Below are 26,467 nucleotides of genomic sequence, written 5' to 3'. Positions count from 1 at the left end.
GAATTATTTTTTAAAACTATTAACAAATAATGTTTGGTCAGTTGAGTTTTCAAAAGCTCGTTTTGGCACAATGATTACAGTACGATTTTTTAACTCAATCATATAAGTCAATTTACCTTCAATAAAATGTTGCACATCGGCATAAGGAAACATTTTTTTGGGGCGACCACTGCTAAATAACTCGAAATAATCCTGAAATAATTCAATTCCCTGTTCACTTTTACCAAATTGATATTTAATAAATTGGCGTTTAAACATCATCGGTAAAAACCAATAACGCATTAATCCTTGTAACAGTAAAAAGAATAAACCTAAAAAGACATAGTAACGTCCTACCGTTGCCATACCTAAATAAAGTCCCCAAGCAATGATCCCAACACTGACTAAAGGCGTTAAAAAACGTGAAATTTGTTTTTTGCCTAAAGTTGCGAGTTTAAAACCATCTTGAGATTCTTCTAAATTAAGATAATACCGCAAAGAAAGTGCAGGCTTACTGTCTGACATAGTCACTTCAACACAATTCATATCCAAGATGTCAAATAGTACACTAGAAATTCGATGTAGATTGACGTTTTCATGATAATTTACTTTGATAATTTCTAATTTAGGTCAATTAAAAATAATGCGTTTTCATGTAAAACATATCATTAAAAATTGAATCAATAAAACAAAGGAATGATGATGAAATTAATGTATAACACTGCATATGCGCTCATTTGCTTTGGTGTCAGTCAATTAAGTTTTGCTGAAATTGTGACATGGACAGACAACATTCCAAGCAGCTTAAAACCTTTTCAAAATAACCCTCAACAATTAGCCAGTTATGTCCAAGATCATATTTTTATCTATCCACAAGTTGCCATAAAAACCAATTTACCAACTTTACAAGCCAACCCTACCCCTACGGCTCGCTTTATGTCTTCTGCGATTATCCTTCCTGTTAGCAGTCAAGACGTTGCAAAAACATTGATTAATTACAATCAATATGTTGGATTATTCCCAACTTTAAAATCTGCCAAATTATTAGAACAAAAAGGCAATATTAGCCAAATGCAATATCGAGTTTCAATTCCGACACCCATTCCTGTGCTTAATTTTAATGAAAATATTGTGATGCAACATCAGGTGACAACAAATAGTATTTCCACGATTGTCATTGATGCGCCTTTGCCTTATGCAGTCGGCAAATTAGAATGGTTTAGTTTAGGCGATAAAAAAACACTTGTGACATTAACTCAATGGGGAGACACCAATCAGCCTAAAGGTTTTTTATTTAAACAGATTTTAAATGCAATTCCTGAAGCAAAATTAGGTATACCGACAGGTACAGGTGCTTTTGTTTTAGAATCATTAAGACAACGTTTTGGTATTAAAAATGTGATTAATCTCAATGCAGGGCAACTCCCTGAGCCTAAGTTTTCGACAGCACAACTACAAAAAATTGATGACCTCAGCGAAAGTACTGGGCAACCTGTGAGTATTTTAAACCTGCCAAGTACTGTGCCCTATACGCATGGGCGAGAAACATTACGTTTTACCACCACATATCAAGCTTTTAAAGAGCCACCACAACAACTGCAAAAATGGCTACAACCTCCATCTTATCAAAGTGTTTTTCCACGCCAAATTAAGAAAATAACCACGTCTGCACTAACAGCACAAGGTCAAGATGCAGAGATCAAAGTCAGTATAGGCTTAGGTGTTGTGAGTATTCCTTTTGACTTCAAAATGCATTTTAGTTTTCCACAAGAAAATCAAAATAATTTCTTTGCAAATGGGGGAGATTTACGTTATCTAAAAGGGCAAATTCAACTAAACTCACAGCAAACAGGCACATTAATGCGCGTTACAACTGCTGTAAAAGTTGATGAAAAAGCACCTTTTTTACTCAGAGCGGCTCGTAGCTTGCCCTATCATGATATGTTGCCCGCAGTCGGCGGAAATGCTGTATTTACCCAAAAAGTTAAAGCTCAAAGCAAATCTTAGGAAAGTTAAATGTTACAGGGACGCTCACGTTATTTCGTTGCCATTTCCGTTTTTCTCTTAATGTCTTGTGAAAAAATGCCTGAATATCAAGTCCCTCTTACACTTGAACCGCAATATACTTATATCGAATCTGAATCTATTCCCGAATTAAATCGGCGTGGTTATCTACTCTTTAACACCACTGCATTGAGTAAAACACCATTACACAAAATTTATGATGAATATCGGTTTCATTATGCTCACTTTAAATGTCCAATAAATGATCAGTTTGAAGTGGCAGGATTTATTTCTGCCAATGACTCCGAGTATGAGCCGATTATTTATGACAATAATCACTATAAATATGATGTTTCATTTACAATCTGTCCTGAAAATGATGCTTCAAAACTTGAATGTATTAATGAATTTAAACAATTAAAAACATTGCCTCAACAACTCTCATGCCGAGTTGTCTTTGGGCGAATGTTTGGACGCAGTGTTATAATTTCTGATCATATTCAGATGGATATTTCTCAACTTGCGCAAGCAAAACAATTTCATCCTCCTGAAAGCTTAAGCAGTAGTGAGCCAAATTAAGAAATCACACCCAATGCCGAACCCGCCCCTACAATCACAACACCTATTGGAATCACCACTAAATCACCAACAAGAGCAACAGGTGTCAGCGCAATTTTCTTGAATAGTGTTTTAAAATCGACATCTTTATCTACATAATTTGCATAAATATTGATTGAATAAGCCTGACTAAAAGACTGAAATTTAAGGCTTCTTAGCTCATCATTTAGACCTAAAACTTTTCCTTGCATCTCCATAACTTTGACATAACGAATATCTTGTTGAGCATTATTTTGTGCAAAATTTTCTTCACTAAACCCTAAACGCTGCAAAGTATTTTGTTCTTCTAAGCTTAATTCAAATTTATTTTTATCATATAACAAATGAATTTTTGTTTGAAAACCCACACCATCTTTTAAGGATTTAACATTATTATTCAACAAGTTAAAATCCAAATGATATTTTTGTGCTTTTGGTTCATATAAACGTATATGTTTAACATCTAGAGAAGAATCCAAAATCTGAAAAGCACTTTCACTCTCATCTTTCATTAAATATGCATATTTCTGCCCCACAATCACCAATTTTTTTGATGCAGTTTTTGTATTATTCACTTGGGCAAAACCTAAAATATGATCAGTTTCAACGACTTTTACGCTTTTAGTGGTATCAACAACTTTACCAAATGAGATATAACCTTTATCTGTATTCTCCCAAAGCACTGCTGTTGCACAGCCAGATAACGCCAAAACTAAACTACTTATTGCCATTATTTTCATTCTTTTTTTCATCGTTAAGATCATTTTTAAATTTATTATTTACCAATAGAACAAATCATGTTTTAAAACTATAGTAAAAATGTTATTGCTATTTTTTAGACACAAAAAAACCGCAATTAAGCGGCTTCTTTCTATATTTTATCAAGTTGGTGCGCTCAGAGAGATTCGAACTCCCGACCCCTTAGTTCGTAGCCAAGTGCTCTATCCAGCTGAGCTATGAGCGCGACGTCTTGATGGGACGCATTATACGCTTTTTCACATTATTGAAAAGACTTTTTTATAGATTTCTCAACCGAGTGTTTAGCTTTTAAACGATAAATAGATATACTGTTGTTTATTCATACAACGTATATAAAAAACGAGAAATATGTATAACCCTCCATCTCCATTAAAATTATTATTAGGTAAATTTTTATTAGCATTAACTTTTATTTCAGTCATTAATTATATGACTTATTTGACTTTATCAGAATACAAAATATTATCAAAATCAGAATGGACAGTTATTCAATTAAATACTGATGATCATCCTTACGCTGTGCAACAACTAAAAAAAGAAGACAAACTTAAGATCGAAAAGGTTCTTCCAGACTTACAAACTTTTGAAATGTATTGTGATTCAAAATTATTTGAATTGTGCAATTATATTTTAAATAATCAAATCAGTATCAAAAGCTTCTCTATGGATCTTGGTCGACTACCTAATTATCGATTCACTTTGAGATTAAGAAAAATTAGCTACTTAGATCAAAATCAGCAACAACAAACTTTTATCTACACATATACTCCCGCAAATTCAGAAGCAAAAATCAAGCATCAATTTAAAATATCACTCGCATCATTAACTTTTTCAATATTATGCTTTTTAGTCTTAATTACACTAATCTACCGAGATAAAGACTTAATTAATTTTTTAAGAAATGCCAGCATTTTAGGATTATTTATTAATATATTTGGGTTATTCATATACAGTTTTCAGACCTTAATTTAACACTCAAATCATTTGTATCTGTAGTAATAAATATCGAATCAACACTTTCAAGAGCCATATAATCCAATTTATATGGCTCTTTTGATTAGAAAGCAGTTCAAAATTATTCCACTAATAAATCCTTAGGATTAATCGTATCACCATAAACAGGTTTTAAGGTTTTTTCATATGCCTGTTGAATTACACCTTCTTTCGATAGTTTGTCCAAATCTTGATTTAACCAATCCAAAAGTTCTTTATTGCCCTTTTTCACCGCAGGCGCAATCAAATCATGTTGACCCAAACTGGTGATACCAACCGTATAGTTTGGATTTTCTTTCGCCCAAGCCAAAACCAATAAATTGTCATGTGCCAAAGCCACGCCACGACCATCTTTTAAGGCATCAAAAGTTTCGGTATTTTGCTCATATTTTTGCAGCTTAATTTCAGGATGAGATTTCGTTAAAAATGAATCTGCAGTTGTGCCTTTATTGACCAGCACAGTTTGCCCTTTAAGTTGTGCCAAATCTGTAATTGGTTTTGCTTTAGGTGAAACAACACCCAAAGAAACTTTTAAATAAGGCTTAGCAAAATCAACAACTTCTTTACGTTCAGGTGTAACCGTGAAGTTTGCAAAAATAATGTCGACTTTATCTGCTTTTAAATACTCAACGCGGTTTGCAGCTTCAGTGAGAACAAATTGGACTTTATTTTCATCACCGAGTAAGTCTTTTGCCACATGCTTGGCAATTTCCACATCGAAGCCTTGATTTTTTCCTTGCGCATCTAAATAGCCAAATGGCGGTTTATCACTAAATACCCCGATGCGCACCACACCATTTTTCTTAATTTGTTCGATACTGGAAACAGCATTCTCAGGTGCAGCGGTTTTTTCAGGTGTTCCCGAATTTTTATTACACGCTACAAGCCCTAAACTCAGCACAGATGCGGCTAATAATTGGGTGACATTTTTGATGGAGATATGCATTTAATTTTCCTCTGATCTATTTGATATTTAAAAATTTACATTGATTATTATTTCGCAGTGACATCTAAGAAAACTTTTGAATCCACGGTATTACCATAAACAGGCTTCAAGGTTTGATCATAAATTTTCTGAATTTCACCTGTTTTTTGTAGTGTTGAAATTTCAGTATTTAGCCAATTTAAAAGTTGGGTATTACCCTTTTTCACCGCAGGTGCAATAAAATCTTCATTGCCAATTTGTTGAATTCCTGCGCTAAATGTTGGGTTTTCTGCTGCCCAAGCCAAGGCATAGGTGCTGTCTTGGGAAATTGCATCACCACGACCATCTTTCAAGGCATTGAAAGCATCGGTATTTTGTTCAAACTTGAGCAAATTAATTTTTGGATAATTTTTAGTGAAATAAATATCTGACGTTGAACCTTTATTCACAATCAAGGTTTTACCTTCAAGCTGATGAATATCAGTCACGGTTTTGGCTTTTGGTGAAACGATACCCAAAGCTGCTTTTAAATAAGGCTGTGCAAAATCAACCACTTCTTTACGTTCAGGCGTGACTGAAAAACTTGCAAATACCGCATCCGCTTTACCTGATTTTAGAAATTCCACACGATTGGCTGCTTCGGTTACAACAAATTCAACTTTAGACTCATCACCTAACAAATCTTTGGTGACTCGTTTTGCCAAAACCACATCAAAACCTTGTGGCTTGCCTGCACTATCCACATAACCAAAGGGTGGATTGTCGGCAAAAACTGCAACCCGAAATACACCATTCTTTTTCACTTGCGTTAAAGATTGATCTTCTTTGGCATGGTCTGCTGTTGATTGATTCGTTGGTTTTTGACATGCGACTAATGTACTGCTGATCAAAACTGCACTTGTCCAAATACCCATATTTTTTAATACAGCCATTTTTTGACCTTCTATTTTAATAATTCAACATATTTAAAAAAGCTTTTGCTCGTTCAGTTTGTGGATGCTCAAAAAACTGTTCAGGCGTGGCTTGTTCAATAATTTTGCCTTGATCCATGAAAATAATTCGATCTGCGACTTTTCGAGCAAAGGACATTTCATGTGTGACGATCAACATGGTCATTCCCTCATTTGCCAACTTTAAAACTACATCTAAAACTTCACGTACCATTTCAGGATCTAAAGCCGCAGTAATTTCATCTAAAAGAATCACTTGCGGTTGCATCACCAATGAACGAACAATGGCAATTCGTTGCTTTTGTCCGCCTGATAACTGGCGTGGATAATCTTTTTTGCGGTCATACAAACCCACGCGTTTTAGCAATTCATCTGCAACTTTTTCTGCTTCAGCACGTGTTCTTTTTTGGACTTTGAGCGGACCCAATAAAATATTATCAATCACATTCATATGTCCAAAAAGCTCATAGTTTTGAAATACCATACCGATTTTTTGACGCACATCGACCCACGGTAAATCTTTACCTAAAACACCAGAACCTGCTAAATGAATCGAACCTGCTTGGATTTTTTCCAAACCATTCACACAGCGTAATAATGTACTTTTCCCACATCCTGAAGGACCAAGAATCACCACTACCTCACCCTGTTCTACGTCCAAATCGATACCTTGTAAAATATGACTTTCTGCAAATGATTTCTGTAAATGTTGTATAGATAACAAAGCCATAGTGAACTGTTACTCCCATACTTTTTCTAAATGAGTCGCTAAACGTGACAAGGGATAGCAAATAATGAAATACAAAATAAAGATCAAACCATAGATCCACAGCGAGGCATTCGGGACAATTAAAAGTGAATTTTCAATAATTTGTTGCCCGACTTTGATCACTTCCACCACACCAATCAGCACCGCCAAAGAACTGGTTTTGACCATCCTTGTGAATAAATTAATCGCACCGGGTGTGACACGTTTTAGGCTTTGCGGGAAAATAACGTAAACCAACGTTTGAATTGGACTTAGCCCCAATGCATAGGCTGAATCACGCTGATGTTTGTCGATGGAAGTAATCGCTGCACGAACAAGGTCACCCATTTCCGCAGTGCCCCACAAGACAAAAACCACGATACACACCAATACTGCTGAAAGTTGCCAGTTAAACCAAGTGGCAAATCCAAAATAGAAAACAAATAGAAAAACCAAAATTGGAATGATACGAATCACTTCCAAATACAGTCGGCAAATACTTTTGATCAGAAGATTTTTTGAGGTCATGATGACACCGAAAATCGTGCCAAAAATTGCAGAGAAAAAGACTGAAATAAAAGCTATTTTCGCAGTGACCCAAAGCCCGAAAAAAAGTCTTTGTAAATGATCAGCTTGAAATAAATAATTAAATTCCATGACTCACCTTCCGACTGCGATATTCCAAATAACTGGTGAGGATGGAGACAGGCAATAAAATAATCAGGTAAGACAGTACCAATAAAAACAAGGCTTCTGTGGTTTTATAGTCCATACCAATCAGGTCTTTGGTCAGGAATAGCAATTCAACTACAGCAATTGCGCTCACTACTGAACTTTCTTTGATGAGGAATAGACAATTCGCCCCAATGGCAGGAATTGAAACCGCCAAAGCTTGAGGGAAGATGACATATTGAAAAACTTGTAAGGGATTCAATCCAATACTTTCACCAGAGTCAATTTGCCCTTTGGCAACAGCTTGTAAACCTGCTCGAAAAGCTTCTGCCATATAACTTCCACCTAAGAAAGTTAAGCCAATAACGCCACAGCTAAATCCATCAATTTTAATGCCGAGTTTTGGTAAGCCGTAATAGAGAAAAAACAGTTGGATCAATAAAGGCGTATTACGTGATAGTTCAATATAAATTTTGGCAATTTTGCCGAATACACGAACATGATAAGTGATCAAAATACTGCAAACTAAACCCACGATAATTGCAAGTAAAATGCTAATGAGCGAGATTTTTAATGTGGTCAAAGTTGCTGAAACAAACTGAGGCATCACACTGTAGATATATTGCCAATTCAAAAAAAGTCATCCAAGTTATGTTATTTTCATCGTGCTGATCAGCAACTGATATTTTAAACATCTTACTTTTTTTAACTTTTATTAAAAAATATCTTTATGACATAAGTATTTCTAAAAAAATGAAGAATAAAAATGGTCAAAAATAAAAACGTAGAAATACAAAATATAAAATCACGGTATAAAATTTTATTCATTTTGATTTTAAGGACATGCTAAATTTGTATTTTTTGATTTAACTTATTTAATAAATTATTATTTTGATAAAATCACAGACACAAAAAAACCGCAACATGTGCGGTTAATTGTCAATTTTACATCTGTCGATGTTCAAGTTGGTGCGCTCAGAGAGATTCGAACTCCCGACCCCTTAGTTCGTAGCCAAGTGCTCTATCCAGCTGAGCTATGAGCGCGTACCTGATTGCCTAAAAAGGCTTCGTCACTTTTTGAATACTTATTTAAATTGGTGCGCTCAGAGAGATTCGAACTCCCGACCCCTTAGTTCGTAGCCAAGTGCTCTATCCAGCTGAGCTATGAGCGCATCATAAGTATTCGTTGGCGGTGAGAGAGGGATTCGAACCCTCGATACAGTTACCCGTATGCATCCTTAGCAGGGATGTGGTTTCAGCCACTCACCCATCTCACCGTAACGAGCCGCCATAATACAAACTAAAACCTAATTCAGCAAGTGATCTGCTTAAAAAAATTATATTTTTTTGCTCGATTACATATTTTTTAAACAATTTCCCTTATTTTGTTGTTTTTTTACTCAAAAAATAAAAACTTAAATCAAAAAAATCTGATCTTTTCCTACAAACTGAAATTTAAAACACATTATTGCAATCAATTACGTGCAGTCTGCCACTGTATGTTTTATGCTAATCCTATCTTCTGACTAGAAACCAAATACATGATGAAAAATTGGGTCGATCCTGAAGCAAAAGCTGAAGCCGAACGTTATGAAAATCCTATCCCAAGTCGTACACTGATCTTAGAAATCATTGAACAAAAAAAAGAAGCCCTGTCACATGCTGACTTAGTCGAGTTATTTGAAATTGCTGATCAAAAAAGTATAGATGCGCTCAGCCATCGTTTAAGTGCGATGGTTCGAGATGGGCAATTGATGAAAGATGGTTTTAAATATCAGCTCATGGCAGATCAACCGATTTTAGATGCCACAGTTTACATCAATGCCAAAGGTCTAGGGGTCGCAAGCCTAGATGGTAAAAAAGATGAGCTTTTACTACCTGAGCGTGAGTTACGCCAAGTCTTCCACGGCGACCGCGTCAAAGTACAACAAACCTCCGTTGACCGTAAAGGTAAAGCTTGGGGTTATATTACTGAAATTACGCAACGCCGCGTCAAGCAACTGATTGGTAAAGTGGCTGAGTTTGAAAATGAATACTTCATTCAACCTGCTAATCCAAACGCGCATCAACCGATTACACTAGAAAAAGAACTGATTGAACACGCCAAAGCCAAAGTTGGTGATGCGTTACGCGTAGAAATTGATGACTACCCAACACGTGATGAATTTGCAACAGGTCATGTGATTCAGTCGATGGCAGACAAAGCCGATACTGAAATTATTATTCCACAAACGATTTTAGAATATGGCTTGCCATATGAATTTCCAGAAGAAGTCGTTAAAGAAGCTGAAAGCTTTAAAGAACCGACAGCCAAAGACCGTGCAGGACGCATTGACTTACGTGATTTGCCTTTAGTCACCATTGATGGTGAAGATGCCCGTGACTTTGATGATGCTGTTTATGCTGAAAAACGTCCGGGTGGTGGCTATCGTGTTGTGGTTGCGATTGCCGATGTCAGCCACTATGTCCGTACAGGCAAACCTTTGGATGATGAAGCGCAGGAACGTGGTACTTCAGTCTACTTCCCGCATTTTGTGTTACCGATGTTGCCAGAAGCCCTTTCCAATGGTTTATGTTCACTCAATCCAGATGTAGATCGTTTATGTATGGTCTGTGATCTGAATTTGAGCCGTGCAGGTCGTGTGACTAAGTTTGAGTTTTATCCATCAGTAATGCACTCTCAGGCACGTTTAACCTATACACAAGTTGCACAATATATAGATGGTGACAGCAAAGCTGTTCCTGAAAATCGTGATGTGCATAAGTCATTAAACACGCTCTATCAACTGTACGAAACCCTGAAAGGTTTACGTGCAGAACGTCATGCAATGGAATTTGAAACTGTAGAAACCTACATGACTTTTGATGAGTTGGGTGGTATTAAAGAGATTCTACCTCGTTCACGCAATGTGGCACATAAACTGATTGAAGAATGCATGTTGCTTGCCAACGTGGCAGCCGCTGAATATTGTTTAAAAAATGATATTCCGATGCTCTATCGTGTACATGAAGCGCCTGAGTTTTCACGTATTCAAAAAGTCAAAGACTTTGTAAAATTGTTGGGCTTACCGTTCCCAGATCAACCGACTCAGGAAGATTATCAAAAAGTCATTGAAGCAACCAAAGACCGTATTGATGCACCAAGCATTCATGCAGTGTTATTACGCTCAATGATGCAAGCGTATTATGGTGCAAAAAATGTCGGGCACTATGGCTTAGCTTATGATGCCTATACGCACTTCACTTCACCAATTCGTCGTTATCCTGACTTGTTGTTACACCGTGCAATCAAAGCGCATTTGGCACAAAAACCTTCACCGTTATCTGGTGGTGCGTTAGATGAAGCAGGTGAACATTTCTCTGCGACTGAACGTCGTGCTGATGAAGCTTCTCGTTCTGTCACCTCATGGCTGAAATGTCACTATATGCAACAGCATTTAGGTGAAGAATTTGTGGGTGTGATCAGTGCAACTGCTGAGTTTGGCTTATTTGTAACACTCAAAGATTTGTATGTTGATGGCATGGTGCATGTCAGCCATTTAGGTGATGACTATTTTATCTTTGATCAAGCCAGCCAAACTTTAGTTGGACAAAATCGTGGTCAAGTCTTTGGTTTGGGCGATGAAGTAAAAATCAAAGTTGCAGGTGTAAATCTGGAAGAGCGCAAAATTGACTTTGAATTGTTACAACAATTGTCTCATGCAGGTCGTGTCATTCGCAGTCGTGCGCCACGTGTTGCCAAAGCAACTGCAAAAGAAGAAGTTTTTTCTGATCGTCCAGCCAAAGTTAAATCAAGCTCGGACACTTCGAATGCCAATGATGATGGAGAACGTCCCATTCGAAAGAAAAAACCCAAAGGAAAACCTAGCTCTTACAGCAAAAAGCCTACTAAAAATACTGCAACGAAGCCTGATCAAAAGGCTAAAGATAAAGTAAAAAAGAAAACTAAGCTTAAAAAGAAAAAGTCTAATGCTAAGGCAAAAGATGAATGATTTTTAAGACCTTAGTTTTAAATCAAAATGAGAGCGCTTCGGCGCTCTTACAATTTAAGATAAATAACTATTTCGAAGAGTTAATTTGCTTTGAAATGCCTCTATACATACTAAATAATGCTTTTCAGAAAAGCTTTTTATTACTGATTTTTTCCATTAATCGAGCATCAAATTAATATTGAAAGTCCCTTCTCCCTTTGGGATGAGTAGCAAAGCTACGCAAGAGGATGAGGGGAATTTTTCAAACAAATCCTCACCCTAGCCCTCTCCTTTAAAAGGAGAGGGAACCTTCATTGTGAATTAAATATCAATTAACTGACAAAAAACCTACTACTCAATAAAATTTTAAATTCAATAGCTCCTGTTTTCTATGTTCATTAAAATTTAATCAGATTAATTTTTTCAATTAAAGCAACACAAAAAATAAAATTGAATCTTAACCTCCATAGCAATAAATATACTTATGCTTTCAAATTCAATCTCAAAACCAAACAGATTAAATAGTCATGTTTAAATTTATTGTCAAAGCTTGATTTATCCCATCAAAAGCCCTACATCTATTTATAACTCAGCAATATTTTTGGCATACAAGACATGACATTAGAAAAGGCGACTTTGCCTGTACCCCAGTTCGATCAAACCACTTTAGATCAGCTTAAACAAAATATCGAAACCGCCATTCAAAATGGGCAGAATTTTTTAAATGAACTTCAACAAGTCCCTGAAAATATACAGCAACAACTACAGCTATTGGAACAAATTGATACGCTTGAAAATAATTTGAGTGAATCATGGCGCATTTTGTCACATCTTAATGCCGTGATGAACAACGCTGAAACTCGCGATGTCTATCAACTACTCTTACCTAGTTTAAGTGAATACTCGACCCAAATAGGGCAGCATGCTCCCCTGTTCCAGACCTATCAAAATATACATGACAATGCGATTTTTACTGACTTGCCTGTAGCGCAACAAAGTGCGATTAAACTTGCTCTGCGAGACTTTAAACTGTCAGGCGTTGCCTTGGAAGGCGAAGCTAAAAAACGTTATGCAGAAATTTCAGCACGACTTTCACAACTGTCATCTGACTTTTCCAATCATGTGCTGGATTCAACCCAAGCTTACGGCAAACCATTAACAGAAGATCAGCTCAAAGGCTTACCACAAAGCAGTGTTGAATTATTGAAGCAATATGGTCAGCAACGTGAACTAAATCAGCCTGTTGCGACATTGGATTTTCCATCGTACTTGGCAATTATGACCTATGCCGAAGATCGCACGCTACGTGAAGAACTCTATCATGCTTATGTCACCCGTGCCTCTGATCAGGCACAAGATACTCAATATGACAATGCACCGATTATGGTCGAAATTCTAAGCTTGCGTCAGGAACTTGCAAAGCTTTTAGGTTTTGATAATTATGCAGAATATTCATTGGCTTCAAAAATGGCACCTGATGTTGCCACCGTCAATCAATTCCTTGTCGATTTGGCTGAACATGCACGTACGCCCGCATTGAAAGAAATTGAAGAACTCAAAGCCATTGCCCAGCAAGATGGTATTGATGAACTGAAACCGTGGGACAGCACTTATTATTCAGAAAAACTCAAAGTTCAACAATTCAATCTATCTCAGGAAGACTTAAAACCCTATTTTCCTGCACCTAAAGTCATTCAAGGTTTATTCAGCATCGTCAATCGTTTATATGGTATTCAGGTGATTGAGCGTGAAGCTCCACTTTGGCATAGCGACGCTCGTTATTATGAACTGGAAGATCAAGGTACTGTGATTGGCGGCTTCTACTTCGACTTATATGCACGCAATGGCAAACGTGGTGGTGCTTGGATGAGTGGTTTCCGCTCACGTATGCAAACTGAAAATGGTCTACAAAAACCAATTTGCTATATGGTTGGAAACTTTACGCCTCCTGTTGGCAATCAGCCTGCGCTGTTAACCCATGATGAAGTGATTACCCTGTTCCATGAATTTGGACATGGTTTACATCACATGCTGACTGAAGTTGATAATATCTCTGTTGCAGGGACTCATGGCGTGGCATGGGATGCCGTCGAGCTACCAAGTCAATTTATGGAATTCTGGGCTTGGGATACTGAAAGTCTAGCGCTGATCAGTGAGCACATTGAAACTAAAGCATCTTTGCCAAATGATTTACTTAAAGCATTGCTTGATGCTCGTTTCTTCCAGTCAGGTATGCAAACGCTACGTCAAATCGAATTTGCCTTGTTCGACTTAAGCATTCACAAACTAACACCAGCATTAAATGCTGAACAAATCCAAGCAACTTTAGATGATATTCGCCAAAAATATGCTGTTTTAGCGACAACACCTTATAACCGCTTCCAAAATGGTTTTAGTCATATTTTTGCAGGTGGCTATGCAGCAGGCTATTATTCTTATAAATGGGCGGAAGTATTAGCCAGTGATGCCTTTGATCGTTTTGAAAATGAAGGCTTTTTCAATACTCAAACAGGTGCAGAATTTAGACAGGCGATTTTGGCAGTCGGTGGAAAAGATACTGCACTTGATGCATTTATCAATTTCCGTGGGCGTGAGCCTAAAATTGATGCATTGTTACGTCATCAAGGTTGGACGAATGCCTCTAAAAACGCTTAAACTACGCATGTAAAATTAATTATGTGGTGAGTATATGAATATTAGACGTCGTTTCATTGCGGGTGCTAAATGTCCAAGATGTGAGGCGATGGATCGAATCGTCATGCTCACCACTGACGATGCTGAATGGATTGAATGTATCGAGTGTGATTATTCTGAAAATCGCCCTACTCATGTGGACGAGCCTGAAGAACCAGCTACACCTGATGAAATTGGGGTCATTCAATTTAAGCCTCGTCCAGCAAAATAAATTGGATAAAACATGCAATTAGATACAAGAAATAATTCTAAATTAATGTGGTTTATTGCTGGGGGATTGATTGTTATTGTTGCTTTGGCTGCTGCGTTATTTTGGCTCAGTTCAAGCAAGGAACAAGCGACCGCTCAAAAGCCTTTAGAACAAAAACCAACGCCAGTTACAGCACCACCTGTGGCTCAACCTTTAGAACAGTCCGCAGCTTCGACAGCAACAGAACAACAACTGGTGCATGAGTCTATTTTACAAGAGCCTGTTTCTGAAAATGAAAGCTTGGCTAAAGAAGAAGTTGCAAAACTTGATGATATTGAAAAGCAATTAAACGATCAAAAACAATCGCTAGAATCACAACACGCTGATGCAGATCAATTAATCAAACTAAAAGAAGAACAATTGAAACTTTTAGAACAGCAACTCGCAGCGCAAAAACAGTCTTAATGTTTAAATAAAACCATCATCCAATCATGATTGGGTGATGGTTTTATTCATTTGAAATTTCTCAAAATATCATCTCATATCTACTCAATATCTATATTTGATCTATAGTTCTGACCAAATGCATCCCTAATCAATATCAATCATGTATGAGGTCAATACAAAAGCTTATAAACACGAAAAATGGTTTGGAGTTTTTAACTTACTCAACTGATAAATAACTGATGTTACGCAGTAACATATAAATTTTAAATAAAGAAAAAGCGCCCGAAGGCGCTTCTTTTATTTACATGATTACATTATTTATTGGCGTACCAATCAAACATATTGAGTAGATATGGTACAAAGGTTACGAGCACTAAGGACGTAAATAATACGACGATTGGTAAAATCCAACGCTCATAGCGATAGTAGAAACTTGTATATTTCTCTTTCGCCTCTGCATCGGCGGCGGCGACTTCTTCATCACCGACCGAGAGCCTCGTTAAGAGATGATTAAGCGCTACTGGTGGAGCAACATAGCCAAATTCAAAAGCAACCAATACAATCATCCAGAAGTGAATTGGATGAATTCCATTTTCATAAGCCACTGGTGCAATCGTTGCAGCAACCAAAATTACCGCACCAAATGGGTCTGTTGTCATACCAATTAATGCAAGTAAAATTGCAAGGAATGCTAAAGAAAGCATAATACTGCCTAGATGTGTAGGCACCATTGTCACAATTTCGCTACGCTCAATCAAACCACCCATACTTGCTGAAAGTGCCATTAGGATAATCAAAGCACCGATATGCCCAACACTCTCAGAAGATGCAAACCAAATTGATTTTCCAAAACCACGCTTTTGCTCAGCATCTGTATTATGCGTACGTAAGTACTCTGAGTTTTTAGCATGTTCTTGTGCTAAAGCACTATTAAATGCTGGAACAGGTACACGATCGCCCATGTACTTATCAAATAAAATATATGCCAACAACATAATTGGAAGAATTACTGGTGCAGTAAACTCGTCCATTTGTGTATCTAAACCGTAGCTATAGAACCCTACAACCAACGCGGTAATGATGACATAAGGAATCACTGGCACTAAAGCTTTCATCATGCCAGGTACAGCAACTTTCGGTGAATTAATACGGAATTTATCTTCAGCAAGGTATAAAGAAACCCCAAGGAAAATAAACGCAGTTAACCAGAAAACATAAATACCATGATCAAATAACTCGTCAGATGTAACATGACGACTATCTAGCATTGAAATCAAAATCACCAATAAACATGGACGTAATACAACACCTAGTGAACCAGACATTGCCGAAACAGCCAAAGCATACTGACGACGAGCACCAGAATTCCACACTTCACGATAAATAATCGCACCTGCAGCAACAACGAAAATCCCCGATGCACCTGTATATGCAGTTGGAATTGCAGCAGCGATTAAGATAATCCAAGTCAGAGTTTCAGGTGCAAGATTCCATGGGCGTAAAATGGCAAGGAATACATCCATAATTCTGGTTTGGGTTAACAACATACCTGCCCAGATAAACAATGCTAAGTTTAGGAAAATTCCAGAAAACTCAACCAATTGACCAAGATAAATACCTTGCCCCATTGGATAGTCCATAAAGAAGGTAAATGCAATTCCTGTTAAAATCGCCATAAACGCATATAAAGGAATACTAATCAGAGAAAGTCCGATATTTCCGCCTTCTTTGGCTGTTTTAGGAATAAAAAACAGTTGATACAAGCTAATTAACGTCAAACTCACAAAGAGAATAATCCACAACCAATATCCCCAGATTGTTTCATAAGTTGACTCTACACCTGAGTTAATAACAGATTGATACTGACTCCAGACTGAGTAAGACAACAAGCCATTACCCAAGATCATTGCAAGAGAATACACTCTAAAGTCAAGTTTCGTTGTAGGTGGACGTAAGCTAATATGATGCATTTTCAGCGATGCTGTAATCGCAGAAATCACCACCATAAGTAATAAAATTAAGACACGGTTTTCAGTTCCAACCTTAAATAGCCAGAAAAATCCCGTTTCCATGGTACGATAAGTACGTGCAGATGGATGTTTTTCCAAATGTGTCATCGACTTATCATAAAAAGCAAATTTTTCCTCACATTCTGTTTGTGCAGCCATAAAAGACTGACGAACATCAGCTTCAGGCGTTACCCCAAAGAAACTTGCATCAGGATCACTTGCTTCAGCTTTCATGCGTTCTTGCACTAAAGCATCAATATTAGGATGACGATCACATGTTGGTTTTGTTGGTTCAGCCCTTAAAAAGGAATATTGCATTCCAATTTTTTCATCACCATATAAACGCTCACCAATACGTAGCATCTGCCCATGAATCATTTCCCCTGTACCAATCACGAGTGTTAACAAGAGAAGGAGTAGGACTAAAAAAGTTGAAATCCATTCTGTCCATATGTAACTAATCAGTCCTAAGCCTGATTTTTTTTCTGCACTATCATTCATGATAATTCCATTTTTATCTATAATCTTACAAATCTTTCATAAGACTGATATTTTTATAAGCTATGAGTTGCTCAAAAGCCCTCATTTCCTATTTTTATTTCCACTTCCAAATCTGCATGCTTTTTCAATTGAAAAGAATGGCAGCGTTACATTTTTTTTCACGCATTTTTGTCAAGTATAAAGCGACAAAAGTGCATTCTTTTATTCAGTCTATCAGCATTCATAAACATTTTTAAAATAAAAAACAATACTTTAAACTTAATAATCTATAGAAATATTTTTTATTTTTTACTTTAGAATAATTCCTCACTTGTCTTACAAAATGATGAGCATTTCAAATTCTTTTTTTTAATCTTTAATTTGATTTGTTTCAACTATTTGTTGATATCCTAAATAAATTACTGCACATATTGCGCCCCAAAAAGCACCTACTAAATGCGCTTCTACCAAAACAGGACTCCCAATAAGCTGTGCTGTACCTATTTGCCCAAAAGTATTTTCCCATGCTAATTTTGCCATAACTAGAAACAATACCAATAAAGCAAAATTACGCTCTTTACGAAATTTAAGATAAAAAAAGGCGGCTGCAACATACAACCCATGCAAAATTCCTGATAAACCTGCATAAGCTTCAATATTGGGATATAAATAATAAAAAGTTAAGCTACATAATGGTGCTAAAACAAGTAAAAGTACAATAATAAATCTATTTTGGATATGAGGGAAAATAAAAGGAAAACAGGCAAATGCGATAATATTAAGTAAAAAATGAATCCAACCCACATGCACCCAATGTGCTGTCCACCAACGCCAAATTTCACTAAAAAATGAATAACGCCAATAAATAAATTGTGCCTGAAAAATTTGCAAACAAGCAGAGATACAAATACAACTTGCAATTAAAGTAATCCGTTTCTTCCATTGTAAATCGTTCATATTGCATTACTCTTAAAACAAACAAGAAAAGCCGAAGCTTTTCTTGATAATAAATAAAAAATTGAAAAGGATGTGTTCACTTTTTGATATTTAAGGTGCAGCCTCAGTCGTTGGCGTTTCTTCTGGTGTTTCTGTTGGAGCAGCAGTTGTATCTGTTGCTGAAGGAGTATCTCCACCTTCAGCAGGATCACCAATCCCCTCAAATAACTCATCATCTCCTGTTGCGCCTTTATCATCCCAAAAGGTGGTCATGCCATCATCAGCAGCACGGACACCTGTATTTTCAGTCCAATAACGGTCCGCAATGGCTTGTACCATTTGCCCTGCCATTGCATCAATGAGTCTAAATTCAGGATTCACAGGCTTATCTTCTTCTCTTGAGGCAGCATAAGTTCGTAATGCTTCACGAATACGAGCATCATCACCACTTGCTTGTGCCGAAACAGCATATAAAGCATGTGCTAAGCGTACACCCTTTTGCTCACCAATTTGCATAGACTGTTTCATTGTAACGTATGGGTCGGGTTTACCCTCATCTGCACCTGGCAATAATGTCCAAATGACAGCACGTGTCGCCATTGGCGCACCCCAGAATTTATTATTATCCAAACATGCCATGCCACGCTCAACAATCGCTGCAATATCCTTAGGGACATTGGCAGCACCGCCTGAGTTGATATCATTGGTCATCGCTTGCAAACCACTGAGCATGCCCAAAAGATAGATGGTTTGGTCTAAATCTTTTTTCATCGTTGGGCAAGAGTCACCCAACGTATATTTATATTTGGCTTGCCAACGCTCTGCAAACAACTGATAACCTGTGTATTGACGCTGTGCAGCTAATGCCGCCCAACGTTTTTGTTCTACACGTGCATCTTGTGCTTCAGAAACTTTGCCATCCTTAGAAGCACGTAAATAACGTAATTCTGCATCTAAAGCACGATTTTCAGCACACATCCCTGCTGCTGAATACAGTAATACAGCCATACGAGTTGGATCTGCACCCATATCTTTCGTTGCCATAATTGCTGGTGTTAATGCATTACCTGTCTGGCAAGCCATATCAGCATCGCCACCTGCTAAAATAGGAGGAACAATATGTTTTTCACTAAAACCTAAAGCAACGTTTGCACCTGACTTAACCACATAGGAACAGCCAGATAAAACAGATGAGGCAACAACAGCAGTCACCATAAGTTGACCCAATTTTTGGACTCTAGACATACTTCCTGTCCTCTATATAATTGTGTTTATGTCCTTTTTGTTTAAAATATCAGATGCGTTACCTGAATAAAAGAGTAATTGCTCTAATTTTAATGATTTAATGTGCCATATTTTTAGATAAAATGGATTGACCGTATAATACATAAAGTCAAATTTTAGGCAAAAAAAAGTAGCATTGCGACGGTTCAGCACATGCTACTTATTAAACGGTAAACTCTCAGGAGAGTTTATTAGTTTTGAGTTTTCTTTTCTCAATCTGTTCCCTCAGCACGGTTCCTAGTCTTCCTACCACAATCGCAAGAACAATTGCGACCACTAGAAACAACCATTGTTGAACTTCAGTCATGATGAAATCCTTCGCTTGCTGTTGGTAGGTTTAATTTACATGCAAAAGTGAAAATCCATAGGTATAATTGTCCTACAATTTCTCTTTTTAAGTTTTTTATGTGATTTTAGTCTAACAATACTTTCAAATATCAATGAATATAAATATAAACAATTGATATAACAATAAATTTAAAGTCTATATTATTAAAAAATGTCTAACAATCAACCTAACTTAGCGCGAGTTTTTAACATTTTCCAGCTTTTAACACTCATTTGATCTTGCCAAAGTACCAAATTTTTTGGCTTATTTTGTTTTAGCGTCGTTTTATAATAAACCACAATATAAAAAATATGATCCACCATTTTTATTATTTCAAATTGCTCAATATCTTGATTTTTATAAAATTTAATTGACCAAATTTGCTTATCTAATTGTTCAAACTGTTCAACATAAGGACGCTGATTAAAAACAAATAATGAAAAACCTAACGCAATCAGGCACAACAACCACAACCATAAAGACAACGTTTGATAAATCAGTATCGTAATAATTAACCCACAAAAAAACTGAAACACTTGCCGATATTGGCTAGGTTTCAGCTTAAAACACGTATAGTTAGTTAAATTAACCGTGGACATAATGTTTTAATTTAGAAATTAATTGTCTTAATTCAGGCTTAGGTGGCTCTGAAACCTCCATAAACCAATCTAATAAGTCAGGATCTTCTTGATCGACCAACTCTTTAAATAATGTCTTTTCAGTTTGATCTGCTTGTAAATAATATTGTTTCACGTATGGATCAAAATAAACATCGATTTCTTTTAAACCACGACGCGCACGATAAATCACTTTACGTTCTTCTAAAGTTAATTCCTCAAACATGAATTTCCCCGAAAATGACAGATTCTCTTAGTTTACCTTATTCCATAAAAAATACTTGCGTATTTCTAGAGATTGACCAAATTCATCATTTATTTGGTTCAAATGAGCATTCATCTCATTGAGATCAAACGAATGTTCACTTAATTTATAAATATTAAACAATGATTTGGAATAAAAATATGCAATCAGGTGCGATTCGACCATTAGCAAATATGCTACCTCGTAATTTATTTAATGCTGAACATGAAGCTTTTCGTGAAACTGTACGTAAATTTTATGCAAAAGAAGTCGTTCCAAATACTGAAAAATATGAAAAACAACAACATGTAGATCGTAATTTATGGAACAAAGCAGGCGAAATGGGCTTACTTTGTGCCACCATGCCAGAAGAATATGGTGGCTATGGTGTAGATCGTCTGTACAGCATGATTTTGATTGAAGAACAAGCTTATGCAATGGATTCAGCAACAGGCTTTTCATTACATTCAGATATCGTTGCAAACTACATCAATAATTTTGGCAATGAAGAACAAAAGAAAAAATGGCTACCTCAAATGGCATCTGGTGAAACAGTCACAGCTATTGCAATGACTGAGCCTGGTACAGGTTCAGATTTACAAGCTGTACGAACCACTGCTGTACTTGATGGCGATGAATATATTATTAATGGTTCAAAAATCTTTATTACCAATGGCTATTTATGCGATATGGCTGTGGTTGTCTGTAAAACAGGAAATTCAGAAAAAGGCTCTGCAAACCTTTCTTTAATTATTGTTGAAGCAGATCGTGCAGGCTTTACCAAAGGTAAACCTTTGAACAAAATCGGGATGAAAGGTCAAGATACTTGTGAATTATTCTTTGAGGATGTTCGTGTTCCTAAAGAAAACCTACTTGGTGCAGAAGGTATGGGCTTTTTCATGCTGATGAAAGAGTTGGCTTGGGAACGTATGCTTGTTGCAATTATTTGCCAAGCAGGTGCTGAAGCGGCTTTCGCTCATACCGTTCAATATACAAAAGATCGCAAAGCATTTGGTAAATCAATCAGCTCTTTCCAAAATACACGCTTTAAACTTGCTGAATTACGTACAGAGATTGACTTCTGTCGTGCATATTTAGATCGCTGTATGGAGCTACAACTTGAAGAAAAATTAGGTATTGATGCTGCTGCTGCCGCAAAATATAAAATTTCAGACATGTTCTCAAAAGTTGTGGATGAATGTGTTCAATTGCATGGTGGTTATGGCTATATGCTTGAATACCCGATTGCACGTGCATATATCGACAACCGTGCAAATCGTATTTATGCAGGTACCAATGAAATTATGAAAGAACTTATTTCTCGTACTTTATAATTTTATATTAAGCACGAAAAATGGAGCATTTACTGCTCCATTTTTCATTTAATTATGAGTAAGATTTTTGCATTTATTTTTGAAACAAAGAAAGTATTTAAAAATTAATTCAATTTTATTTTTCCCATTAAAAAAAGGAGCTTATGCTCCTTTTTCGTTTCTTAATTCAATCAAGAAACTAATTTAGGCTTTTTTGTAGCTTGTGCTTCACGTTTATGAAATTTTAATACGCCGTCTTCAAACTTCGCATTTTTCAGTTCTTTACGATCTGCTAAATAGTTATGAGTCGCCATCCAAGGTGCTTTAGTGCCTTGTTTTGGTAATTGATCAGCCGCACGTGCAATATAGCCAGAGCTCATCTCACCCATTACCGTTTCTTCCAATATCGCCGAATGATCAGTTGGTGCAATCACTTCGTCATAGCCTTTTTTATCCATGAAATTAAACAAACGACAAAGATAATCAGCAACAACATCAACCTTCAACGTCCAAGAGGCATTCACATAACCAATCACTAAAGCCATATTTGGCACATCACTCACCATCACACCGTGATAAAGCATGTGTTCACTGGTTTTTAATGATTTATGATCGACTGTCGCTTTAATGCCACCCATAATTTGAATTTCTAAACCTGTTGCAGAAACAATAATATCTGCATCTAAATGTTGACCCGATTTTAATTGAATACCATTTTCAGTAATTTTTTCAATATGATCCGTTTCAACACTCGCCTTGCCTGTACGTAAAATTTTAAATAAATCACCGTCTGGCACCACACATAAACGCTGATCCCAAGGGTTATATGTTGGCGTAAAGTGTTTCATGTCCACTTTGCCTTTTAATTGTATTTCAATAGATTTTAAAAGCAATTTACGTACAAGTTTTGGTTGTTTTTTGGATAAGGCAAAAATACCACGTTGCATACCAATATTACGTGCACGTGTAAACTTGTAAGCCAAATCTTCTGACATAAATTTACGTGTTTTGTCATATACAAAATCAATCGATGGAATGGAAGCAATATATGTCGGTGAGCGTTGTAACATGGTCACATGCCCTGCCCCACCTTTTGCCATTGCAGGCACTAAGGTAATTGCTGTTGCACCACTACCAATGATCACTACTTTTTTACCCGTATAATCTAAATTTTCAGGCCAAAATTGTGGATTGATGAATTGACCTTTAAAGTTTTCTTTACCTGGATAATCAGGTTGATAACCTTGATCATAATTATAATATCCTGTGCAACCAACAACAAAATTGGCAATCCATGTCTGCACATTTTTCTGTGCATCCTCAATCTGTACCTGCCATTTTTTAGTCGCAGAATCATAGTTCGCTGTAAGCACACGATGATTAAAATGAATTTTTTCTTTTAATTTATATTCATCAACCACTTCGCCAATATAGCCTTTAATAGAAGCACCATCTGCCAAAACATTAGCTTTTTGCCATGGTTTGAAGTTAAAACCAAAGGTCGACATATCTGAATCTGAACGGATACCAGGATACTTAAATAAATCCCATGTACCGCCAAAACTTTCACGACGCTCAATGATTTCAAATGAGCGTTGCGGTGAATTTTTAGATAAATGAGCTGCAATACCAATACCAGAGATACCAGCACCTACAATAAGAATATCAACTTGCTTTTCCATGTTCTTTTTATAACCTTTTAATCAGTACAGTTTTATTAAAGCACAAATTTGACAATACGCAATGTCAAGTTTAAATATTTCCGACAAATTTTATGTCAGTAGAGGACAAATTTACAAATTGTTAGACAATACACAATAAAAAAGGTCGGTAAAATACCGACCTTTTTGAACAACCGATTGTTCTATGGCATGAGTAAACTTAGTTTACTTCACGATCCACAAGCTCTACATAAGCCATCGGTGCAGCATCACCTGCACGGAAACCAGCTTTAAGAACACGTAGATAACCGCCGTTACGTTCTTTGTAACGAGGGCCAAGAACGGTAAATAATTTACCAACTGTTGCTGCTGAACGAGTACGAGCAAACGCTAAACGACGGTTTGCAACTGTATCGTTTTTAGCTAAAGTGATTAAAGGCTCAGCAACACGGCGTAATTCTTTCGCTTTAGGAACAGTAGTTTTAATTAACTCATGTTCAAACAAAGAATTAGCCATGTTTTGGAACATCGCTTTACGATGACTGCTTGTACGGCCTAATTTCACACCACTATTACGATGACGCATGGTGATAGTCCTACTTAATTAACGGCTACGATAGGCAAAACGATCGTCCATACGTAAACTAGCTGGTGGCCAGTTTTCTAAACGCATGCCGAGTTGTAAGCCTTTTGAAGCCAGAACATCTTTGATTTCAGTAAGCGATTTTTTACCTAAGTTAGGAGTTTTTAACAACTCAACTTCAGTACGCTGTACTAAATCACCGATGTAGTAAATATTTTCTGCTTTCAAACAGTTAGCAGAACGAACAGTAAGCTCTAGATCATCTACTGGACGAAGCAAGATTGGGTCAACTTCTTCACGAGGCTCTTGAGCCACAGGTGCTTGATCTTTCTGAAGATCAACAAAAATTGCAATTTGTTGTTGCAAGATTGTTGCCGCTTTACGGATTGCTTCTTCAGGATCTACAGTACCGTTAGTCTCAAGATCAATGACCAATTTATCAAGGTCAGTACGTTGTTCTACACGCGCATTTTCAACGGTATAAGACACACGTTTAATTGGACTATAAGAAGCATCTAACTGTAAACGTCCTACTGGGCGAGTTTCGCCTTCAGGAAAACGTGAGTCAGAAGTCTCATAACCACGACCTTGTGAAACTTTCAGGCGCATTTTTAAATTGCCTGATGCACTTAACGTGCCGATCAAGTGTTCAGGGTTAACCACTTCAACATTATGTGGTAAACGAAGGTCAGCAGCAGTAATATCGCCAGGACCTTGTTTTTCTAATGTTAAATATGCTTCGTTTTGATCGAACAGCTTAATAGACAATCCTTTTAGGTTCAGCAAGAGCTCGACGATGTCCTGCTGCAAGCCTTCTAAAGTACTGTACTCGTGCTCAACACCTTCTATTTCAACTTCAACCACAGCAGCGCCAGGTAAAGAAGACAGTAGGATGCGACGTAAAGCATTACCAAGAGTATGACCAAAGCCACGCTCTAATGGTTCCAGAATCACTTTTGCCGAGGTCCCGCTTGCCGCTTCGACCTTGATCGCTTGCGGAGTAAGAAACTCGTTTGCAGTACGCGTCATTATTGCTACCTCAAGGATTATTTAGAATACAATTCTACAATCAAGCTTTCGTTGATTTCAGCAGGTAAATCAGAACGATCTGGTGCAGCTTTAAATGTACCTTCAAGTTTTGAATGATCGATATCAATCCAAGAAGAAGTACCACGTTGAGCAGCTAATTCAATTGCGTTTTTGATACGTAATTGTTGTTTAGCGCTTTCGTGAACTGCGATCACGTCACCCGCTTTAACTTGGATAGACGCGATATTAACACGACGACCATTTAAAGTGATTGAACGGTGAGATACAAGCTGACGAGCTTCTGCACGTGTAGAACCAAAACCCATACGATAAACAACGTTATCGAGGCGGCTTTCAAGCAGTTTCAACAAGTTTTCACCAGTTGCACCCTTAACACGAGCAGCTTCTTTATAGTAGTTACTAAATTGACGCTCTAACACACCGTACATACGACGTACTTTTTGTTTTTCACGTAATTGTAGTGAGTACTCTGATTGTTTACCACCACGAGCCCCGCCATGTTGACCAGGCGCTTTAGCAGCTTTTTTAGTTTTGACGTCAAAAGGTTTAACGCCAGATTTTAATTGCAGGTCTGTCCCTTCGCGGCGAGAGAGTTTGCATTTTGGACCAATATAACGAGCCATGAATGTTTCTCCTTACACGCGACGTTTTTTAGGTGGACGGCAACCGTTGTGCGGAATCGGAGTCACATCGGTAATGCTGTTAATTTTATAACCCACTGCACCTAATGCACGAACCGCAGATTCACGACCTGGACCAGGACCTTTAACAAGGACGTCCAAGTTTTTCAAACCGTAATCCAAAGCAGCTTTACCAGCAACTTCAGCAGCTACCTGAGCAGCAAACGGTGTTGATTTACGTGATCCACGGAAGCCTTGTCCACCTGAAGTAGCCCAAGCCAATGCATTACCTTGACGATCAGTAATCGTAACAATGGTGTTATTAAAAGAAGCGTGAATGTGTGCAACACCTTCAGAGACGGTACGAGTGACCTTCTTGCGTGTGCGAGTATCTTTAGCCATCTTTTAGCTTC

At 37.1% G+C, this 26,467-nt stretch carries 26 protein-coding genes and 4 tRNA genes; 8 read left to right on the top strand and 22 right to left on the bottom strand.

Annotated elements, in window-relative coordinates; genetic code table 11:
- Positions 1-3: 3 nt before the first annotated feature.
- Positions 4-504, bottom strand: a complete 501-nt coding sequence (locus C9E89_RS07445; protein ID WP_107007609.1) for a YcxB family protein — start codon at positions 502-504, stop codon at positions 4-6.
- 177 nt (positions 505-681) lie between these two features.
- Between C9E89_RS07445 and C9E89_RS07440 the strand changes: the two genes are divergently transcribed.
- Together C9E89_RS07440 and C9E89_RS07435 are read left to right on the top strand one after the other, a co-directional pair.
- Positions 682-1,986: a hypothetical protein gene (locus tag C9E89_RS07440; RefSeq protein WP_107007608.1), complete on the top strand. Its 1,305-nt coding sequence runs from the start codon at positions 682-684 to the stop codon at positions 1,984-1,986.
- A 9-nt stretch (positions 1,987-1,995) separates the two neighbouring features.
- Positions 1,996-2,562: a hypothetical protein gene (locus C9E89_RS07435; RefSeq protein ID WP_107007607.1), complete on the top strand. Its 567-nt coding sequence runs from the start codon at positions 1,996-1,998 to the stop codon at positions 2,560-2,562.
- On the opposite strand, the gene C9E89_RS07430 is transcribed toward C9E89_RS07435, so the two are convergent.
- Both C9E89_RS07430 and C9E89_RS07425 read right to left on the bottom strand, forming a co-directional pair.
- Complete coding sequence (locus tag C9E89_RS07430) at positions 2,559-3,320, bottom strand: hypothetical protein (protein ID WP_116746689.1); 762 nt, start codon at positions 3,318-3,320, stop codon at positions 2,559-2,561. The two genes, C9E89_RS07435 and C9E89_RS07430, sit on opposite strands and share 4 nt — an antisense overlap.
- 147 nt (positions 3,321-3,467) lie before the next feature.
- Positions 3,468-3,544 (bottom strand) — tRNA-Arg (locus tag C9E89_RS07425).
- 143 nt (positions 3,545-3,687) lie between these two features.
- Between C9E89_RS07425 and C9E89_RS07420 the strand changes: the two genes are divergently transcribed.
- The gene (locus C9E89_RS07420) at positions 3,688-4,311 is read left to right on the top strand and encodes a hypothetical protein (RefSeq protein WP_107007605.1); all 624 of its coding nucleotides are present in this window, start codon (positions 3,688-3,690) and stop codon (positions 4,309-4,311) included.
- A 103-nt stretch (positions 4,312-4,414) separates the two neighbouring features.
- On the opposite strand, the gene C9E89_RS07415 is transcribed toward C9E89_RS07420, so the two are convergent.
- The 8 genes from C9E89_RS07415 to C9E89_RS07380 form a co-directional block, all read right to left on the bottom strand.
- Positions 4,415-5,278, bottom strand: coding sequence for a cysteine ABC transporter substrate-binding protein (locus tag C9E89_RS07415; protein ID WP_107007604.1), 864 nt, complete (start codon positions 5,276-5,278; stop codon positions 4,415-4,417).
- Positions 5,279-5,325: 47 nt separating this feature from the next.
- Positions 5,326-6,189 (bottom strand): transporter substrate-binding domain-containing protein, encoded by an 864-nt coding sequence (locus C9E89_RS07410; protein ID WP_107007603.1) that lies wholly within the window; start codon positions 6,187-6,189, stop codon positions 5,326-5,328.
- 16 nt (positions 6,190-6,205) lie between these two features.
- On the bottom strand, positions 6,206-6,937 hold the full coding sequence (locus tag C9E89_RS07405; protein WP_107007602.1) for an amino acid ABC transporter ATP-binding protein: 732 nt from the start codon (positions 6,935-6,937) through the stop codon (positions 6,206-6,208).
- Positions 6,938-6,946: 9 nt separating this feature from the next.
- A complete protein-coding gene (locus C9E89_RS07400) occupies positions 6,947-7,612 on the bottom strand; it encodes an amino acid ABC transporter permease (protein ID WP_107007601.1) in 666 nt (221 codons plus the stop codon).
- Positions 7,602-8,261, bottom strand: coding sequence for an amino acid ABC transporter permease (locus C9E89_RS07395; protein ID WP_213069630.1), 660 nt, complete (start codon positions 8,259-8,261; stop codon positions 7,602-7,604). The genes C9E89_RS07400 and C9E89_RS07395 overlap by 11 nt, the downstream gene beginning before the upstream one ends.
- A 333-nt stretch (positions 8,262-8,594) precedes the next feature.
- A tRNA-Arg gene (locus tag C9E89_RS07390) sits at positions 8,595-8,671 on the bottom strand.
- 51 nt (positions 8,672-8,722) lie between these two features.
- Positions 8,723-8,799 (bottom strand) — tRNA-Arg (locus C9E89_RS07385).
- A gap of 15 nt (positions 8,800-8,814) precedes the next feature.
- A tRNA-Ser gene (locus C9E89_RS07380) sits at positions 8,815-8,904 on the bottom strand.
- 264 nt (positions 8,905-9,168) lie between these two features.
- Here C9E89_RS07380 and rnr point away from each other — a divergent pair.
- The 4 genes from rnr to C9E89_RS07355 all read left to right on the top strand — a co-directional run bounded on the left by rnr (position 9,169) and on the right by C9E89_RS07355 (position 14,947).
- The gene (rnr, locus tag C9E89_RS07375; protein ID WP_107007600.1) at positions 9,169-11,619 is read left to right on the top strand and encodes a ribonuclease R; all 2,451 of its coding nucleotides are present in this window, start codon (positions 9,169-9,171) and stop codon (positions 11,617-11,619) included.
- Between the two features lie 594 nt (positions 11,620-12,213).
- The gene (locus C9E89_RS07365; RefSeq protein WP_107007598.1) at positions 12,214-14,253 is read left to right on the top strand and encodes a M3 family metallopeptidase; all 2,040 of its coding nucleotides are present in this window, start codon (positions 12,214-12,216) and stop codon (positions 14,251-14,253) included.
- A 40-nt stretch (positions 14,254-14,293) separates the two neighbouring features.
- Positions 14,294-14,503, top strand: coding sequence for a YheV family putative zinc ribbon protein (locus tag C9E89_RS07360; RefSeq protein ID WP_171405094.1), 210 nt, complete (start codon positions 14,294-14,296; stop codon positions 14,501-14,503).
- Positions 14,504-14,515: 12 nt separating this feature from the next.
- Positions 14,516-14,947 carry a hypothetical protein gene (locus C9E89_RS07355; RefSeq protein ID WP_107007596.1) on the top strand — a complete coding sequence of 144 codons (432 nt, stop codon included), beginning with the start codon at positions 14,516-14,518 and terminating at the stop codon, positions 14,945-14,947.
- Positions 14,948-15,243: 296 nt separating this feature from the next.
- Here the strand turns inward: C9E89_RS07355 and C9E89_RS07350 are convergent, their stop codons facing one another.
- The 6 genes from C9E89_RS07350 to C9E89_RS07330 form a co-directional block, all read right to left on the bottom strand.
- On the bottom strand, positions 15,244-17,439 hold the full coding sequence (locus C9E89_RS07350; protein ID WP_107007595.1) for a TRAP transporter large permease subunit: 2,196 nt from the start codon (positions 17,437-17,439) through the stop codon (positions 15,244-15,246).
- A 348-nt stretch (positions 17,440-17,787) separates the two neighbouring features.
- Positions 17,788-18,375, bottom strand: coding sequence for a rhombosortase (gene rrtA, locus C9E89_RS07345; RefSeq protein ID WP_107007594.1), 588 nt, complete (start codon positions 18,373-18,375; stop codon positions 17,788-17,790).
- Between the two features lie 90 nt (positions 18,376-18,465).
- On the bottom strand, positions 18,466-19,599 hold the full coding sequence (locus C9E89_RS07340; protein WP_107007593.1) for a hypothetical protein: 1,134 nt from the start codon (positions 19,597-19,599) through the stop codon (positions 18,466-18,468).
- 217 nt (positions 19,600-19,816) lie between these two features.
- Entirely contained in the window at positions 19,817-19,945 is a 129-nt protein-coding gene (locus C9E89_RS24020; protein ID WP_265935921.1) for a hypothetical protein, read from the bottom strand.
- 203 nt (positions 19,946-20,148) lie between these two features.
- Positions 20,149-20,565, bottom strand: a complete 417-nt coding sequence (locus tag C9E89_RS07335) for a protein YgfX (RefSeq protein ID WP_147305713.1) — start codon at positions 20,563-20,565, stop codon at positions 20,149-20,151.
- A complete protein-coding gene (locus tag C9E89_RS07330; RefSeq protein WP_107007591.1) occupies positions 20,552-20,809 on the bottom strand; it encodes an FAD assembly factor SdhE in 258 nt (85 codons plus the stop codon). The genes C9E89_RS07335 and C9E89_RS07330 overlap by 14 nt, the downstream gene beginning before the upstream one ends.
- Before the next feature lie 179 nt (positions 20,810-20,988).
- Here C9E89_RS07330 and C9E89_RS07325 point away from each other — a divergent pair, with 179 nt between their 5' ends.
- On the top strand, positions 20,989-22,161 hold the full coding sequence (locus C9E89_RS07325; RefSeq protein WP_107007590.1) for an acyl-CoA dehydrogenase family protein: 1,173 nt from the start codon (positions 20,989-20,991) through the stop codon (positions 22,159-22,161).
- A 170-nt stretch (positions 22,162-22,331) separates the two neighbouring features.
- On the opposite strand, the gene C9E89_RS07320 is transcribed toward C9E89_RS07325, so the two are convergent.
- The 5 genes from C9E89_RS07320 to rpsK form a co-directional block, all read right to left on the bottom strand.
- On the bottom strand, positions 22,332-23,822 hold the full coding sequence (locus C9E89_RS07320; protein ID WP_107007589.1) for a flavin-containing monooxygenase: 1,491 nt from the start codon (positions 23,820-23,822) through the stop codon (positions 22,332-22,334).
- A gap of 199 nt (positions 23,823-24,021) precedes the next feature.
- On the bottom strand, positions 24,022-24,387 hold the full coding sequence (gene rplQ / locus C9E89_RS07315; protein ID WP_004281488.1) for a 50S ribosomal protein L17: 366 nt from the start codon (positions 24,385-24,387) through the stop codon (positions 24,022-24,024).
- A gap of 18 nt (positions 24,388-24,405) precedes the next feature.
- Positions 24,406-25,413, bottom strand: a complete 1,008-nt coding sequence (locus C9E89_RS07310) for a DNA-directed RNA polymerase subunit alpha (RefSeq protein WP_107007588.1) — start codon at positions 25,411-25,413, stop codon at positions 24,406-24,408.
- Between the two features lie 17 nt (positions 25,414-25,430).
- Entirely contained in the window at positions 25,431-26,057 is a 627-nt protein-coding gene (gene rpsD / locus C9E89_RS07305) for a 30S ribosomal protein S4 (protein ID WP_107007587.1), read from the bottom strand.
- A gap of 12 nt (positions 26,058-26,069) precedes the next feature.
- Entirely contained in the window at positions 26,070-26,456 is a 387-nt protein-coding gene (rpsK, locus tag C9E89_RS07300) for a 30S ribosomal protein S11 (RefSeq protein WP_001040166.1), read from the bottom strand.
- Between the last annotated feature and the right edge of the window lie 11 nt (positions 26,457-26,467).

The sequence above is a fragment of the Acinetobacter sichuanensis genome (assembly GCF_003024515.2).
GTDB lineage: Bacteria > Pseudomonadota > Gammaproteobacteria > Pseudomonadales > Moraxellaceae > Acinetobacter > Acinetobacter sichuanensis.
This window is presented reverse-complemented; position numbering and strand designations above follow the sequence as displayed.